Genomic DNA, 14,073 nt, shown 5'->3' with positions numbered 1-14,073 from the left:
AACGTCCCGCCATGGACGACGTTCGAGTGTGGTTGGTCGAGCGAACGTACAGCGACCGCGACCTACTGACGCTGGTGTACGCGACACCCGACGGCGAGCGATACCTCAGGAAGGAACGGGCGGGACGACTCGGCGGCGAGACGACCGCCGCAATCGACGTCGATGGTGAGCGGCTTTCCCCCGTTTCCGACGGGGACGACCGGGAGCGATACGCCGCCGAAGCGACTCGAATGAAGCGAAAATGCGACCCGAATGACACTGTGTAACACAGAACAACAATGTTATATGTTCGTTACCGAAAGCTGAAACTATGACCGCCATTCGACTCGACGGCGTGACGAAACGGTACGGTGACGTCACGGCCGTTAACGACCTCTCCCTCGACGTGAAAGAGGGGGAGGTGTTCGGCTTTCTCGGGCCGAACGGTGCGGGGAAATCGACGACCATCGACCTCGTTCTCGATTTCATTCGTCCGACGAGCGGCACCGTCACCGTCCTCGGGCACGACGCACAGGCAGAAAGCATCGAAATCCGAAACCGGACCGGCGTGTTGCCCGAGGGGTTCTCGGTCTACGACCGCTTGACCGGCATGCAGCACCTCGAATTCGCTATCGAAGCGAAGGACGCCGAAGACGACCCGGCGGAACTTCTCGACAGGGTAGGCATCCTCGACGCCGCGGACCGCAAGGCGGGCGGCTATTCGAAGGGGATGGCCCAACGCCTCGGGCTTGCCATGGCGCTCGTGGGCACCCCGGACCTGCTCATCCTCGACGAACCCTCGTCCGGGCTGGACCCCACGGGTGCCCGCGAGATGCGAGAAATCATCCGCGAGGAACAAGGGCGCGGGGCGACCGTGTTCTTCTCCAGTCACATTCTCGGTCAAGTCGAAGCCGTTTGTGACCGCGTGGGTATTCTCCGCGATGGCGAACTCGTCGCGGAGGACTCCATCGAAGGGCTTCGAGCGAACGTCGGCGACGGCACGACCCTCCGCGTCGAAACCACCTCGCTTCCGTCGGCGGCAGTCCAGCAGGTACGAGACATCGACGGCGTGGGAGGCGTCGAACGCGACGGCGAAACGCTCACCGTCGATTGTGATCGGAACGTCAAGACGACGGTCATCACCACCCTCGAAAACGCGGGTGCAACCGTCGCGGACTTCGACACGGAGGAAGCCTCGCTCGAAGACCTTTTCGTGGCCTACACCAGAGGCGGGGTGACAGCATGACGTGGCAATCCGTCGCACGAAAGGATTTCCGCGACTCCCTTCGGTCACGGTGGCTGTGGGTGTTGACGGCGCTGTTCGTCGTCCTCTTCGCTGTCCCACCGATTCTGGCCTTTTTGATAGAGAACGGGTCGATACAGGGTTCCGCCGGACAGAGTACGGACCAGTATCTCTACCTGATGAAACAGGAGACCGCCGTCCTCATTCCCCTCATCTCCATCGTCATCGGCTACGCCGCCATCACCGGCGAGCGCGAGTCGGGAACGCTCAAGCTCATGCTTTCCCTACCCCACTCGCGGACCGACGTGGTGCTCGGAAAGGTCCTCGGTCGAAGTAGCGTCGTCGGCATCTCCACCGTTCTCGGGTTCGTCGTCGCCGCTATCATCCTCCTGATAACCTCTCTCACGTTCAAATTCGTCAACTACGTCCTCTTTGCCTCCCTCACGCTCCTACTCGGACTCGTGTTCGTCGGCTTGGCGGTCGGTATCTCGGCGGCCGTGAAAACCGGCCGTCGAGCGATGGTCACGACGATATCGTTCTACATCGTCTTCCTCGTGCTCTGGAGCGGGCTGGCCAAACGGGTGGCTAGCCTCCTCGGACGGTACGCCGGTGTGGGAACTGCCGGACAGGTTTCGACGATTCTGTTTATCCGACTCCTGAACCCGATGACGGCCTACAAGACGTTGGTCGATACGATACTCCTGTCCAGCCAGCTCGATGCACGGGTCTTGCTGTTCAACCGCTACCTTCAGAGCACCGTCGCCACCATCCTCGGCAAACCCGTTCCGATATACTTCAGCGACGCCTTCGTCATCGTCTACCTGCTGTTCTGGCTGTTCGTCCCCGTCGCTGTCGGCTACTACGTCTTCGACCGGGCGGACCTCTAACGGTCGATACCCGCCTCTTCCAACAGGTTCCAGAACTCGTCTTCGGACAGTATCGGCACGTCGTTTTCGTCCGCGTCGTTCGGCTTCGACTGCCCCGGATTCTCGCCGACGACGAGGTAATCCGTGTTGCCGGAGACGCTCCCCGTCGCGTTCGCGCCGTGATTTTCGACGAGTTCGGAGATGTCCGACCGCGGTTCCGAGAGCGACCCCGTGAACACGAACGTCAGGTCGGCGAGCTCGTCGCCGCCTGCCACCTCCTCCCGTTCGGGTTCGACGTGTTTCAACAGTTGCTCGACGACGGACCGGTTCCGGTCCGAGTCGAAGAACTCCCGAATCCCGGCGGCGACCTTCGGCCCGATGTCCGGAACGGCTTCCAGTTCGTCGCTATCGGCGTTCATCACGTCGTCCATCGATTCGAACGTCCGCGCCAACTCCCGGGCCGTCTCGGTGCCGACGCGGGGAATTCCGATAGCCGAGAGGAAATCCGCGAGCGAGGGGCGTTTCGACTTCTCGATTTCAGCGAGTAGATTCTCGGCGCTCTTCTCGCCCCACCCTTCCAGTTCGAGCAGTTCCTCCTCGTCGAGTTCGTAAAGGTCGGGCAGGGATTCGAGCAATCCCGCGTCGATGAGTTGATTCACCCGCTCCTCGCCCAATCCGTCGATATCGAGCCCGTCGTCGCTTCCGTAGTACGCCACGGCCTGCCGAAGCTGTGCGGTACAGGCGAGTCCGCCGGTACAGTAGGCAATTGGCCCGTCGCGCTCGACCGGACTCCCACAGACGGGGCACCGGTCCGGCAGTTCGTAGTGCCCCTCGCTGTGCTTCTCGACGACTTCGGAGACGTAGGGAATCACGTCCCCCGCACGTTTTACCTGCACCTCGTCGCCGACGTTGATGTCCTTCTCGGCGATTTCGTCGGGATTGTGGAGACTGGCGCGCGAGACGGTGACGCCACCGACATCGACGGGTTCGAGCAGTGCGACAGGGGTCAGCCGTCCCGTCCGTCCGACTTGCACCGTCACGTCCATGATGCTCGTTCGCTCCGAGCGGGCCGGGAACTTGTAGGCGTACGCCCAGCGGTACGAGCGCGCGGTCGTGCCGAGTTCCGCGCATTTCTCCCGGTCGTTCACCTTGATGACCGTCCCGTCGATTTCGTAGTTCAGGTCCGCGCGGTCGGCCATCAACTCGTCACGATATTCGATGCAGTCCTCGATATCGTCCACCCGTTCGGTGCGGTCGTTCACCTTCAGACCGAACTCGGGTAACGCTTCGTACTCCGACCAGTGAGTCGGGAACTCCTCGCTCGCGGCGAGCACATCGTAGAAGAAACAGTCGAGCGGACGTTCGGCCGTCACCGACGGGTCGAGTTGTCGAAGCGACCCCGCGGCCGCGTTTCGTGGATTGGCGAACGGGTCTTCTCCCTGTTCGACTCGCTCGCGGTTGAATTCGGTGAACGCGTCCAACGGAAGGTACACTTCTCCGCGAACCGCGAGATAGTCCGGGTAGTCGCCGCGGAGGTGGTGGGGAATGCTGGCGATGGTGCGCACGTTTTCGGTGACGTCTTCGCCCGTCTCGCCGTCGCCGCGCGTGGCGGCGCGAACGAACGCCCCGTCCTCATAGACGACTTCCAGTGATAGTCCATCGAACTTCGGATCACAGACGTACTCGACGTCCCCGACTTCCCGGTGGATTCGGTCGTCGAATCCACGGACGTCCTCGGCTTCGCCGCTCGAATCGATGGAGAGCATGGGTGCGACGTGCTCGACGCTTTCGAGTTCGTCCAGCGGTTCGCCGCCCACCCGCCGAGTGGGACTGTCTGGCGTTTGGACGTCGAACGCCTCCTCTAACTCCTGTAGCCGCGTGAAGAGTGCGTCGTACGTCCGGTCGCCGATTCGCGGGTCGTTTTCGACGTAGTAACGGTAATCGTGATGTCGAATCGCCTCCCGGAGCAGTTCGGCTTGCTCGCTCGCTCCGGCTTCGTCCATCTCGGCTACGGGTTCGAAATCGGTGTCCGGCTCTTCGACGTACGGGTTCTCGTCCGCGCTCACCTCTGCCATCGTTCGGGCATTGTTCGTCGTCGGGTAAATATCTCGGTACCGCTAGTGCGCGGGAAACAAACCCCTGCAGTAGCAACCCCAGCGTTCACACCGCTTCCTGTTGGAATGCCACTTGATGACAGAGTACAGCGTTCACGAGCCGACGTTCAGCGGAACGACCGACGACGATTGGAGTGCGCCCGAGGAGAAGGACTTCGACACGAACGACCTCTCGGACATCGCGAGCCACTTCGTCCTCTCCTCGTCCGGGTTCGATGACCCGGACCGGTACAGCGACCTGACGCTCCCCGTCGTCGGCCCGGACGGACAGTTGAACAAGCACGCGGTCAAAACCGCCTACAACGGCGGCCACAGCGTCGAACGGGTGGACGATATCGACGATGACACGAAATCGAACGCGAAGGACGTTCTCTCCGACCTCGCCGATAACTTCGACGACCTCGATGTGAACGACTGACGCGTTCGTGAGTGTCGTTGGGATTCGGTGACCGTTCCAGAGAGACTGGTCGCTATCGAACTGACGGCGAGTAACGATGTGCGATATCGACCGTCCACTGTCGCTTCACTGCTGCTCGATAGAACGTCTCAAAGAACAGTTACAGCAGCTCAGCGACGTTCTCGATGGCGTTCCGGCAGAACGGACAGCGGTAGTTCGTCGAGAAGCCACTGGACTGAGCAATGGTTCTGGTTTCCAGTTCGTGGAACGCGATGTTCCGTCGACAGTCTGGACAGGCTACTTTTGACACGATTGTTGGTTTTCGACTGGACCCACTTAACTTCCGGGGGCCACAACAAATATATACTAACTCGTCGTTGGGCGTTGTCCTACGTGGCACTGGGGTCGTCCGAAGGTACTCGAATCCGCGGCGAACGTCGAGACGACAACCCGTTCTCCCTGAATGTGTCACTATGATTTGTCGAACTGAATGCGAACAGGCGGCACAACCGGTTTCGCGCGAAGGAAGGCCACACACCCGCCTGGACCGCTCGCGCGCCGATGATCAGGTCATGCCGGGGTTGGTCCCGGCACGGTATATAAACCCTCGCTGTGCTCCTCGCGGACCTATCCCTCGAAGCCGTCTTCGAATCTGAAGGTCCCGTTGCGCTGGACGATTTCTCCGTCCACCTCGATGAACGAGTCCTCGCTCATGTCTACGATGATGTCCACGTGCACCGCGCTCTCGTTTTGCTCTCGCTCGTCGGGAACACAGATGTCGTAGGCCATGCCGACCGCGAGGTGAACGGTGTCTCCCATCTTCTCGTCAAAGAGCATGTTGTAGGTGAAGCGGTCGATGTCGCGGTTCATGCCGATGCCGAGTTCGCCGAGTCGCCGTGCGCCCTCGTCGGTGTCGAGCACGCCAGCGAGGACCTCCTCGTTCTTCTCGGCGCTGAAATCGACGACCTCACCGTCTTCGAATTCGAGCCAGACGTTCTCCACGATGCTACCCTGATGGACGAGTGGTTTGTCGAAGAGCACTTCGCCCTCGACGGAATCGGGGACGGGTGCGGTGAACACTTCCCCGCCCGGAAGGTTGTTCTTCCCTTCGTCGTTGATGGTCTTCATTCCCGACACGGACATCGTGAGGTCGGTGGTGTCGCCGGAGACGATGCGCACCTCGTCGGCCGAGTCGAGAAGTTCGACCATCTGCTGTTGGAACTCGCGCTGTTCGTCCCAATCCTTGTTCATCGCGCTGTAGACGAACTCCTCGTAGGCTTCCGTGCTCATCTCGGCGAGTTGCGCGCTGCCGGGCGACGGGTACTGCGTGAGACACCAGCGCGACGAGAGGATTTCCTGCTGTATCGGCTGATACGCCTGATTGTACGCCGCGTGCGTTTCGGCGTCCACGTCGCTCATGTCCGAGGCGTTCTCGTGCGCTCGAACGTGGACGATGGCGTCCGCGGCCTCGAAGAGCGCCTGTTCGTGTTCGGGGGTTTCGAGGTCGTCCGGGTCGATGGCGCGAAGGAAGGCCGCCCGCTTTCTGTCCCGCCGACCCGCGGTGACGAGCGGAAACGCACCGCGTTCCCCGAGGAGTTCGGAGAGCGCAACCGCGAGGTCGTCCGCGACCGTCGGTGCGCGAACGACGACCGTATCGCCCGCTTCGACGTCGATGGAATGGTCAACTATCGTCTCGGCGTGGTCCCGAATTCGTTGGTCCATGGTGGAAAATTTTGCTGATACTGGGAACCACTTTCGATGTAATTTCTCCGGGAGCACCCTGCTCCTACCCTCGACTATTTGTCTGCCGGTGCGAAAGGAGCGCACATGCTAGACCTTCGGAGCGACACGGTAACGAAACCGAGCGAAGCGATGCGGGACGCGGCCACCGACGCCGACGTGGGCGACGACGTGTACGGCGAGGACCCGACCGTAAACGAACTGGAATCCGTCGCCGCGGAGCTGATGGGGATGGAAGCGGCCCTCTACGTTCCGACCGGGACGATGGGCAACCAGATAGCGGCGCGCGTCCACACCGAGCGCGGACAGGAGGTGCTGGTCGAGCGCGAGAGCCACATCTACAAGTGGGAACTCGGCGGACTGGCCCAGCACTCGGCGCTTCAGGTGCGAACGCTGGACGGCGGCGACCGCGGGATTCCGACGCCGGAACAGGTCCGTGACGGCTACGTCGAGGAGGACGCTCACCGACCCGGAACTGGGCTGTTGACGCTCGAAAACACGCACAACAGTAAGGGCGGCGTCGCCATCGCGTCCGAGAAGATAGACGCCGCGGCGGAAGCGGCTCACGACCTCGGCCTTCCGGTCCATCTCGACGGTGCGCGCGTGTGCAACGCGGCGGTCGCGCTCGACGTCTCGCCGTCTCGCATCACCGAGAACGTCGATTCCGTGATGTTCTGTCTCTCGAAGGGGTTGGGTGCGCCGGTGGGGTCGGTTCTCGCCGGTGACGAGGAGTTCATCGCTCGCGCACGACGCGTGCGGAAGTTGCTCGGCGGCGGCATGCGACAGGTAGGCGTGCTGGCCGGGCCGGGCCTGCTCGCGCTGGACAACGTGTCCCGACTCGAAGCGGACCACGAGAACGCCCGCGTTCTCGCGGAACTCCTCGCCGACGTGGACGGCCTCTCCGTCCAGTCGCCCGAGACGAACATCGTCCTCGTGAACACCGAAGACGCCGGACTCACCGCCGGGGAACTCCTCGACGCGTGCGAAGAACGCGGCGTTCTCGGGTCGGAATTCGGAACGCACGTCGTTCGGTTCTGCACCCACTGGGACGTGGACCGCGGGGATGTCGAAACCGCCGCGGAGCGGGTTCGAGACGCGCTCTAACTCGACGGGAGAGATTTACCGTCCGACTTGGGCGCCAGTGTACGCGAACGTCCGACTAGCTCTTGCTCGGAATCCTGTCGTCCCCGTTCGGCGGAATCGCGCTTATCGGAAACGTCGTCCTCCCTCGCCCTTCCGTACGAACGGGCGAAAGCGACGATGTGCAGTACTGTTTTCCGACCACTGTGTAGCGGCGATTTATCGAGCGACCAGGACGACGCCAATAACTGCGAACGCGATACCGGCAAATTTGGTCATCGTAACCTCGTCTCCGAGGGCGACCATGCCGATGATGGCTGCGACGACGAAGTACATGGCACCAAGAGTTGAGACGACCGTTGTTGACCCTTGAGCTAATCCGAAGTACATCGAAATAAGGCCGATTCCGGTGAACAATCCGGCCATGCCAGCAAGCAACCCTCCCCTCGCGGTAACGGTGATGGATGCGTCTGAAACGAGGATAAATCCGAGTGCGAGGAGCCCCGCTGTGAGATACGAGATGGCGGCTGCAGTCCTGGGGTCGATGGACTCCGACGCGGCGTTACCCAAGACGATCCAGATTCCCCATGTCACCATCGTAATCAAGCCGAACAAAACGGCCGAATCCGCTTCGATGAATTCCATTGGTGAGCGTCTCGTGTCTCCCCCCTAAGTAATCTCGTCCTCGTAATCACAGATTATTAAGTACCCTCTGCTACAGCGGTATCCTCCTCGCCGTGAACGGCGTGGCTTGAAAACCGAGAAACAGCACGACGGGCCAGCATGACAGCACGTTCGACGAACCAGCGGCGTCGTGACTTCAGCAGGGTATCAATCTCACACCGCGCTACTCACTCGTCATGTTTCTCAGCAATGGTTTCGACAACGCCAAAATAGCGTACTATCTCGATGTCGGCTAGCGCTGCCCCTTCTGTACTCCTTCCTGAAACCCCGTCAGCGTTCGGCGGATGAACAGATAGACGAAGAAGACGAAGCCGAGCATGATGACGAGAAGCGCGACGAATAGGGGGTCGTTGAGGAAGTTTTCGAAGATTCCGAGTGGTTCCATACCCAGTCTATCAGTCCACGAACCAAATTCGTTTCGCCGTTCTAGTGACAAAGTTGATTGACGAGCGGTTTCATACGGTCACTTATGGCTGATCTCTTGCCCTCCAGTTCCGACGTTGAACCCCCTTCGGGCGGCACTCCTCGGGTGCTCGGAGTGGACAGTGACGACGCCGACGATCTACTCGGGGCGCTCTCGTCCGAAACCGCACGCAGTCTTCTCTCCGAACTTCACGACCAACCGGCGACCGCTTCCGAACTGAGCGACCGCGCCGACACTTCGCTTCAGAACGCCCAGTACCACCTGAAGAAGTTGGAAGATGCGGACCTTATCTCCTCCGTCGATACCATCTACTCCGAAAAGGGCCGGGAAATGAAAGTGTACGCGCCGACGGACGGCCCGCTCATCCTCTTCGCGGGCACGGAAGAGCAGACGACCGGACTGAAAGGCGCGCTCTCCCGCGTCCTCGGCGTTGCCGTCCTGCTCGGTCTCGTCAGCGCCGCGATTCAGTACGCCGTCTCCGAAGGGCTGTTACAAATCGGCAAGAGGGCCGCGGAAACGGCATCCGGCGGCGGGCAGATGGGGACGTTTTCGACCGAATCGACGACGGCGGACGCCGCCGGAAATGTACTGGCGACGATTCCGCCGGGAGCGTTGTTTTTCGCGGGCGGCGCGCTCGTTCTCGCCCTCGGTGCGGCGGTATATTTCGTTCGAAATCGATAACTAAAACGCTCTTTTGAGCTTACCAAGGGTACATTATGTCCCTCCGCATAGGATGAAATGGAGCCGCCTTGCTTCGGCCCTCCACTGGTACGCCATCAACTTTCCAGCCCTCCAACGGGAATCTCCCCCATGATTTTCCCGTCCTGCCTGTAAATCCTCCCAGCGAAGCCCTTCTCCCTCGGTTCGAGTTCGATGTGTGTCGGATGGTTCCCCCGCGGCTGTGCGTAGCTCCCCGGATTCAACAGCAACACCTCACCAGCGCGCTCGGCGAGGTGTCGGTGCGTGTGCCCGAACACGACCACGTCCGCCTCTCGCTCCCGACCGAACAGGGACAGTGCCGTGCTGCCGCCTCGTTTCCGGTGCGTGAGAGCGAACCGAATCCCGTTTTCCTCGAACGTGCGCGCCTCCGGAAGCCGGTCGGCAACCGCTTCGGTCGCGTTGTTGCCGCGAACCGCCACCAACCGCGAGCTTTCCGCTTCGAACGCGTCGAGCGCCGCCGCGGTCGTAAAGTCCCCCGCGTGGACGACGAGTTCGGCGTTCCGCACGGCGTCGAGCGTTCGTCCCGAAAGCTCGTGACCGGTCGTGCTGTGGGTGTCCGAAACGATGGTTATCATGCTCCGACGTTGGTAGCCCCTCGTTTTCCGTCTTACGTCGGGTCGCGCTCGATTCTCACGGGTCCGTTCCGCGGTGTCGTCGGACTGCCGTTCGGCCCTCCGTCGTAAGGACTTTGACACCTCCTCGCCGCTAGTGGCATAATGGCGAATAGCAAGTCCGTCGTGATTGCCGCCCTCGTCGCAAACGCGGCGATTGCCGTGATGAAGTTCGTCGGTTTCGTCCTCACTCAGAGTCCGGCCATGCTCTCCGAGACGTTTCACTCCATCTCCGACACCGGGAATCAGGTGTTCCTCCTCATCGGTATCTGGTTCGGCGGGCGAAAACCGACGCGCGCTCATCCGTTCGGCTACGGCAAGGCACAGTTCTTCTACAGCTTTCTGGTTAGCGTCCTCCTCTTCGGTATCGCCGGGTGGGAGAGCGCGAAACACGGGTACGAAGCCCTGCTCCACCACGAGACGGTCAACGGTGAGGCGGTCCATTTCCTCGGACAAACGTTTCCGCCCGTCTACGTGAACTACGCAGTCCTCATCGGTGCGATCGTCTTCGAGAGCTACGCCTTCAGCAAGGCGTACCGCGCGACGAAACTCGAAATCGACCGCCGAAACTGGAGCGGATTCCGCGAGGCGTTCCACAAGACGAGCGACGTTTCGACGTTGACGGCGCTCACCGAGGACACGGTTTCCGTCAGCGGTGCCGGGTTCGCGCTGTTCGGCATCTGGCTGTCGCAAATCACCGGAAACCCGATTTACGACGCCGCCGCGGCGCTCCTCATCGGGCTTCTCCTGATGGGCTTCGCCGTCGCGCTCGCGTGGGAGAACAAGCGCCTCCTGCTCGGCGAAAGCCTGCCCAAGGAAGAGGAGGACCTCCTCCGGTCCAAGCTCGACGGCTGGGAGGGCGTCACCGAGATAATCGACTTCCGAACGGTCTACTTCGGCCCCAACCGCATCATCGTCACCGCCGACGTGGCGTTCGACCCGACGCTCGACACCGGCGAAATCGACGAACACATCACCGACATCGAAAACGAACTGTTCGAGACCAACGACAGCGTGAAGAAGGTGTACATCGAGCCGGAAGTGCAGGAGACGGCATCGGAATCGGTCGTCTAACCGAAGAACTCGAAACCGGTCCGCATCGGGTGCAAAACACGCGTTTCTCTCACGTAGGCAAGGGTTTTTGAACCAAGCCGCGAATATCCCGTATCGTGTCCACGACGAACGAGTACATGCGGTTCTTCCCGTACGATTCTCCCTACGAGAACCAACGGGAGGCGATGGACCGCATCTACAACGGATTGACGCGCGGGCAGGACGTGCTCTTCGAAGGCGCGTGCGGGACGGGCAAGACGCTCTCGTCGCTCGTCCCCGCGCTGGAGTTCGCGCGCGAGGAGGACAAGACGGTCGTCATCACGACCAACGTCCACCAGCAGATGCGCCAGTTCGTCACGGAGGCGCGCGAGATAACGCGAAAGGAACCGCTCCGCGCCGTCGTCTTCCGGGGGAAGGGGTCGATGTGTCACATCGACGTTGATTATCAGGAGTGTCAGGTGCTCCGGGACAACACCTACGAGGTCGTCGATAAAGAACGCGACAAACGGGAACTCGAACAGCGCCAGAGCGAACTGCTCTCCGATATGCAGGAGGGCGATTCGAACGCCGCCGAGGCGCGCAGCGCGGTGATGGACGAACTCGAACAGATTCAGGACGAGGTGGAGAATCTGAAGGAGAAGAACGTCTGTGAGTACTACTACAACAACCTCACGGGGAACACCGAGGAGTTCTATCAGTGGCTCTACGACGGCGTTCGGACGCCCGACGACATCTACGAGTACGCCGAGCAACAGCAGATGTGCGGCTACGAACTGCTGAAGGACGGGATGGAGGGCGTGGATTTGGTCGTCTGCAACTATCACCACCTCCTCGACCCGATGATACGCGAGCAGTTCTTCCGGTGGTTGGGCCGCGACCCGGAGGACGTCATCACCATCTTCGACGAGGCGCACAACATCGAGGGGACGGCCCGCGACCACGCCTCGCGCACGCTGACCGAGAACACCATCGACAGCGCGCTGGACGAACTCCAGGAGAGCGACGACTTCCGGAGCGAGGCGGGATTCAACGTCCTCGCCGCGTTCCAGCGCGCGCTGAAAGCCACCTACGAGGATTCGTTCGGTTTCGGCGAGCGCGAAGCGATCGGCGAGAACTGGCAGGACGTATCGGTTGCGAACGAGAACAAGCGCGACGACCTGACGCTGAACTTCCTGCAGGAGTACTCCGGGAAGGGAATCGACGCGGAGTTGGACGACGCGCTCTCGCTCGCCAAGGAACTCGACCAGAAGTACGAGGACGCCTACAAGGAGGGCGACGCGACGACGCGAAAGGAGTGCCAGACGTTGCAGGCCGCGGCGTTCGTCAAGTCCTACATGGACGAGGGGGCAGAACTCGGACAGTATCCGGTCGTCGCGGTGCGGCGCGACGAGGGAACCGACCAAGTGTACGGACGGGCGGAACTGTACACCTGCATCCCGCGCGAGGTGACGCAAGCCCTGTTCGACGAGGTGTACGCAACGGTGCTGATGAGCGCGACGCTCCGCCCGTTCGACGTGCTGTCGGACGTGTTGGGGCTCTCGGAACCCGTCACGCTGGCCTACGGACTCCAGTTCCCGGAGGAGAACCGTCGCACCTTCGCGGCGGAGACCCCGGCGTTGTTCGCCAGCGAGCGAAGCGACCCGGAGACGCAGGAGACCATCGCCGAGGCGTTGACCGACGCGGTTCGGTTCACCGCCGGGAACACGCTCGTCTTCTTCCCGAGTTACGCCGAGGCGGAGCGCTACCGCGACCTCGTTCGGAACCGCGTCGATGCGACCCTCTACTTCGACGAGGCCGGAACCCCCGTCGAGGAACTCCGCCAGCAGTTCACGTCGGACGGCAACGGCGTGCTCTTCACCTCGCTGTGGGGGACGCTGGCAGAGGGCGTCAGTTTCGACGGCGACGACGCGCGGACCGTCGTCGTGGTCGGCGTCCCGTACCCGCACCTGGACGACCGGATGGACGCGGTGCAGGAAGCCTACGATACGGTGTTCGCGGACCGCTCCGGCCGGAATTCGGGCTGGGAGTACGCCGTGGAGATCCCGACGATTCGGAAGACTCGGCAGGCGCTCGGGCGGGTGATTCGCTCGCCCGAGGACTTCGGCGTTCGCATCCTCCTCGACAAACGCTACACCGAGAAGAGCGTCCGAGAGATGGGGAAGTACAGCGTTCGGGAGACGTTCCCGCCCGAGGAACGCGGGGAGACCATCGACATCGCGCCGGAAAAGCTCAAGTTCGCCATGCTGAACTTCTTCACGGACAAGGACGCGTGGGACGGCGACCCGCCGAAACCGCAGTAAAAACGGAACCGAGAGCGAATCAGACGGGAAGCGCGATTCTGGCGGCGGTCTCCTCGTACTTTGCATCCCAGAGGTGGAGTTCCGTGACGCTCCACGAAATCGAATCGATATCGCGTTGGGCGAGTTGCCGCGCCGTCTCCACGTCCCCACCGCGCGCCAGCGTGACGTGCGGAACGTAATCCTCTCCTTCCAACCCCTCGATGATCCCGAACTCCTCGGTCAGTTCGCGGCACAGGAATCGACGACCGACATTGCGATACTCGCGTCGGCGGCATCGGTGCTCCTCTCGTGGCACCAGTTCTTCGTCAGGGGGAACCGCGAGCGCGGACTCTTCATCGGCCTCTGGCCGCCGACCATCCTCGCGTTCGCGAGCTACTTCAACCAGAAACGAATGGAGCAGCGAATGGAGTCGTTGAAACCGAGCAGCATCATCAACTCGCTCGACCAGATGTTCGGCAATCGGTGAGTCCAGACAGACAAGTTTTCGTTTCTCCGGCCCCACGGCCGGGGGATTTTCTGGAAGGACGAATTTAAGTTCTTTTTAAGAAAATCCGATTTCTTGGATTCAGAAACAGTGTTTTCAATACCGGTACAATCTACCCGTCAGACTTAAGAACACCCCTCCCGAAGCCCACAATTGTTCCAATGCCAAAGGTAGAGATTACCGTCCCAGAGCACCTCGAAATGCAAATCGCCCAGATGGTCGACCAGGGCGAGTTCGTCAACCGTGAGGAAGCCGTCGAGGACTTGCTCGCAACCGGTCTCAAGGCATACAAGACCAGTGGACCGATGGACAACGATAGAGAACCGGGACTCGAAGATGAGGGGATGATGGGTCACGAAGACGAGTACGTCTTCTAAC

Annotated in this window: 17 protein-coding genes; 10 read left to right on the top strand and 7 right to left on the bottom strand. The window is 61.3% G+C overall.

Annotated elements, in window-relative coordinates; translation table 11 throughout:
• Positions 1-11: 11 nt before the first annotated feature.
• Genes BG842_RS07455 through BG842_RS07445 form a run of 3 tightly spaced genes read left to right on the top strand, consistent with a single transcriptional unit; the run spans position 12 to position 2,109 of the window.
• Positions 12-266, top strand: a complete 255-nt coding sequence (locus BG842_RS07455; RefSeq protein ID WP_069450282.1) for a hypothetical protein — start codon at positions 12-14, stop codon at positions 264-266.
• Positions 267-310: 44 nt separating this feature from the next.
• Positions 311-1,225: an ABC transporter ATP-binding protein gene (locus BG842_RS07450; RefSeq protein WP_069450281.1), complete on the top strand. Its 915-nt coding sequence runs from the start codon at positions 311-313 to the stop codon at positions 1,223-1,225.
• Entirely contained in the window at positions 1,222-2,109 is an 888-nt protein-coding gene (locus BG842_RS07445; protein ID WP_069450280.1) for an ABC transporter permease, read from the top strand. The genes BG842_RS07450 and BG842_RS07445 overlap by 4 nt, the downstream gene beginning before the upstream one ends.
• Here the strand turns inward: BG842_RS07445 and ligA are convergent.
• Positions 2,106-4,163 carry an NAD-dependent DNA ligase LigA gene (gene ligA, locus BG842_RS07440; protein ID WP_069450279.1) on the bottom strand — a complete coding sequence of 686 codons (2,058 nt, stop codon included), beginning with the start codon at positions 4,161-4,163 and terminating at the stop codon, positions 2,106-2,108. The two genes, BG842_RS07445 and ligA, sit on opposite strands and share 4 nt — an antisense overlap.
• A 115-nt stretch (positions 4,164-4,278) precedes the next feature.
• Here ligA and BG842_RS07435 point away from each other — a divergent pair, with 115 nt between their 5' ends.
• Positions 4,279-4,620: a hypothetical protein gene (locus BG842_RS07435; protein ID WP_069450278.1), complete on the top strand. Its 342-nt coding sequence runs from the start codon at positions 4,279-4,281 to the stop codon at positions 4,618-4,620.
• A 139-nt stretch (positions 4,621-4,759) separates the two neighbouring features.
• On the opposite strand, the gene BG842_RS30530 is transcribed toward BG842_RS07435, so the two are convergent.
• The gene (locus tag BG842_RS30530; RefSeq protein ID WP_217493286.1) at positions 4,760-4,909 is read right to left on the bottom strand and encodes a hypothetical protein; all 150 of its coding nucleotides are present in this window, start codon (positions 4,907-4,909) and stop codon (positions 4,760-4,762) included.
• 317 nt (positions 4,910-5,226) lie between these two features.
• Positions 5,227-6,321: an aminopeptidase gene (locus BG842_RS07430; protein WP_069450277.1), complete on the bottom strand. Its 1,095-nt coding sequence runs from the start codon at positions 6,319-6,321 to the stop codon at positions 5,227-5,229.
• 105 nt (positions 6,322-6,426) lie between these two features.
• Between BG842_RS07430 and BG842_RS07425 the strand changes: the two genes are divergently transcribed.
• The gene (locus BG842_RS07425) at positions 6,427-7,443 is read left to right on the top strand and encodes a low specificity L-threonine aldolase (RefSeq protein ID WP_069450276.1); all 1,017 of its coding nucleotides are present in this window, start codon (positions 6,427-6,429) and stop codon (positions 7,441-7,443) included.
• Positions 7,444-7,638: 195 nt separating this feature from the next.
• Here BG842_RS07425 and BG842_RS07420 read toward each other — a convergent pair whose 3' ends face one another.
• Complete coding sequence (locus tag BG842_RS07420; protein WP_069450275.1) at positions 7,639-8,064, bottom strand: EamA family transporter; 426 nt, start codon at positions 8,062-8,064, stop codon at positions 7,639-7,641.
• A 271-nt stretch (positions 8,065-8,335) separates the two neighbouring features.
• Positions 8,336-8,488 (bottom strand): hypothetical protein, encoded by a 153-nt coding sequence (locus BG842_RS29660; RefSeq protein WP_007976483.1) that lies wholly within the window; start codon positions 8,486-8,488, stop codon positions 8,336-8,338.
• 84 nt (positions 8,489-8,572) lie between these two features.
• On the opposite strand from BG842_RS29660, the gene BG842_RS07415 reads away from it, so the two are divergent.
• Positions 8,573-9,208, top strand: coding sequence for a helix-turn-helix domain-containing protein (locus tag BG842_RS07415; RefSeq protein WP_069450274.1), 636 nt, complete (start codon positions 8,573-8,575; stop codon positions 9,206-9,208).
• 95 nt (positions 9,209-9,303) lie between these two features.
• On the opposite strand, the gene BG842_RS07410 is transcribed toward BG842_RS07415, so the two are convergent.
• Complete coding sequence (locus BG842_RS07410; RefSeq protein ID WP_069450273.1) at positions 9,304-9,822, bottom strand: metallophosphoesterase; 519 nt, start codon at positions 9,820-9,822, stop codon at positions 9,304-9,306.
• Positions 9,823-9,963: 141 nt separating this feature from the next.
• Here BG842_RS07410 and BG842_RS07405 point away from each other — a divergent pair, with 141 nt between their 5' ends.
• Positions 9,964-10,932: a cation diffusion facilitator family transporter gene (locus tag BG842_RS07405; RefSeq protein WP_007976487.1), complete on the top strand. Its 969-nt coding sequence runs from the start codon at positions 9,964-9,966 to the stop codon at positions 10,930-10,932.
• Positions 10,933-11,027: 95 nt separating this feature from the next.
• The gene (locus tag BG842_RS07400) at positions 11,028-13,211 is read left to right on the top strand and encodes an ATP-dependent DNA helicase (RefSeq protein ID WP_083252466.1); all 2,184 of its coding nucleotides are present in this window, start codon (positions 11,028-11,030) and stop codon (positions 13,209-13,211) included.
• 19 nt (positions 13,212-13,230) lie between these two features.
• On the opposite strand, the gene BG842_RS07395 is transcribed toward BG842_RS07400, so the two are convergent.
• Positions 13,231-13,404: a 2'-5' RNA ligase family protein gene (locus tag BG842_RS07395; protein WP_254662977.1), complete on the bottom strand. Its 174-nt coding sequence runs from the start codon at positions 13,402-13,404 to the stop codon at positions 13,231-13,233.
• Here BG842_RS07395 and BG842_RS07390 point away from each other — a divergent pair.
• Positions 13,378-13,677, top strand: a complete 300-nt coding sequence (locus BG842_RS07390; RefSeq protein WP_254662976.1) for a hypothetical protein — start codon at positions 13,378-13,380, stop codon at positions 13,675-13,677. The genes BG842_RS07395 and BG842_RS07390 overlap by 27 nt on opposite strands.
• A 179-nt stretch (positions 13,678-13,856) precedes the next feature.
• Positions 13,857-14,072 carry a surface glycoprotein precursor gene (locus BG842_RS07385; RefSeq protein WP_007978619.1) on the top strand — a complete coding sequence of 72 codons (216 nt, stop codon included), beginning with the start codon at positions 13,857-13,859 and terminating at the stop codon, positions 14,070-14,072.
• The last annotated feature ends 1 nt before the right edge of the window (position 14,073 follow it).

The organism is Haladaptatus sp. W1, assembly GCF_001723155.1.
Taxonomy (GTDB): Archaea; Halobacteriota; Halobacteria; order Halobacteriales; family Haladaptataceae; genus Haladaptatus; species Haladaptatus paucihalophilus.
Note: the sequence above shows the minus strand (reverse complement) of the source record. Positions and strands in the feature narration are given on the sequence as shown.

Coding starts and splice junctions, on each gene's coding strand:
- BG842_RS07455 (WP_069450282.1), top strand. CDS start 12: ATGGACGACGTTCGAGTGTGGTTGGTCGAGCGAACGTACAGCGACCGC.
- BG842_RS07450 (WP_069450281.1), top strand. CDS start 311: ATGACCGCCATTCGACTCGACGGCGTGACGAAACGGTACGGTGACGTC.
- BG842_RS07445 (WP_069450280.1), top strand. CDS start 1,222: ATGACGTGGCAATCCGTCGCACGAAAGGATTTCCGCGACTCCCTTCGG.
- ligA (WP_069450279.1), bottom strand. CDS start 4,163: ATGGCAGAGGTGAGCGCGGACGAGAACCCGTACGTCGAAGAGCCGGAC.
- BG842_RS07435 (WP_069450278.1), top strand. CDS start 4,279: ATGACAGAGTACAGCGTTCACGAGCCGACGTTCAGCGGAACGACCGAC.
- BG842_RS07430 (WP_069450277.1), bottom strand. CDS start 6,321: ATGGACCAACGAATTCGGGACCACGCCGAGACGATAGTTGACCATTCC.
- BG842_RS07425 (WP_069450276.1), top strand. CDS start 6,427: ATGCTAGACCTTCGGAGCGACACGGTAACGAAACCGAGCGAAGCGATG.
- BG842_RS07420 (WP_069450275.1), bottom strand. CDS start 8,064: ATGGAATTCATCGAAGCGGATTCGGCCGTTTTGTTCGGCTTGATTACG.
- BG842_RS29660 (WP_007976483.1), bottom strand. CDS start 8,488: ATGGAACCACTCGGAATCTTCGAAAACTTCCTCAACGACCCCCTATTC.
- BG842_RS07415 (WP_069450274.1), top strand. CDS start 8,573: ATGGCTGATCTCTTGCCCTCCAGTTCCGACGTTGAACCCCCTTCGGGC.
- BG842_RS07410 (WP_069450273.1), bottom strand. CDS start 9,822: ATGATAACCATCGTTTCGGACACCCACAGCACGACCGGTCACGAGCTT.
- BG842_RS07405 (WP_007976487.1), top strand. CDS start 9,964: ATGGCGAATAGCAAGTCCGTCGTGATTGCCGCCCTCGTCGCAAACGCG.
- BG842_RS07385 (WP_007978619.1), top strand. CDS start 13,857: ATGCCAAAGGTAGAGATTACCGTCCCAGAGCACCTCGAAATGCAAATC.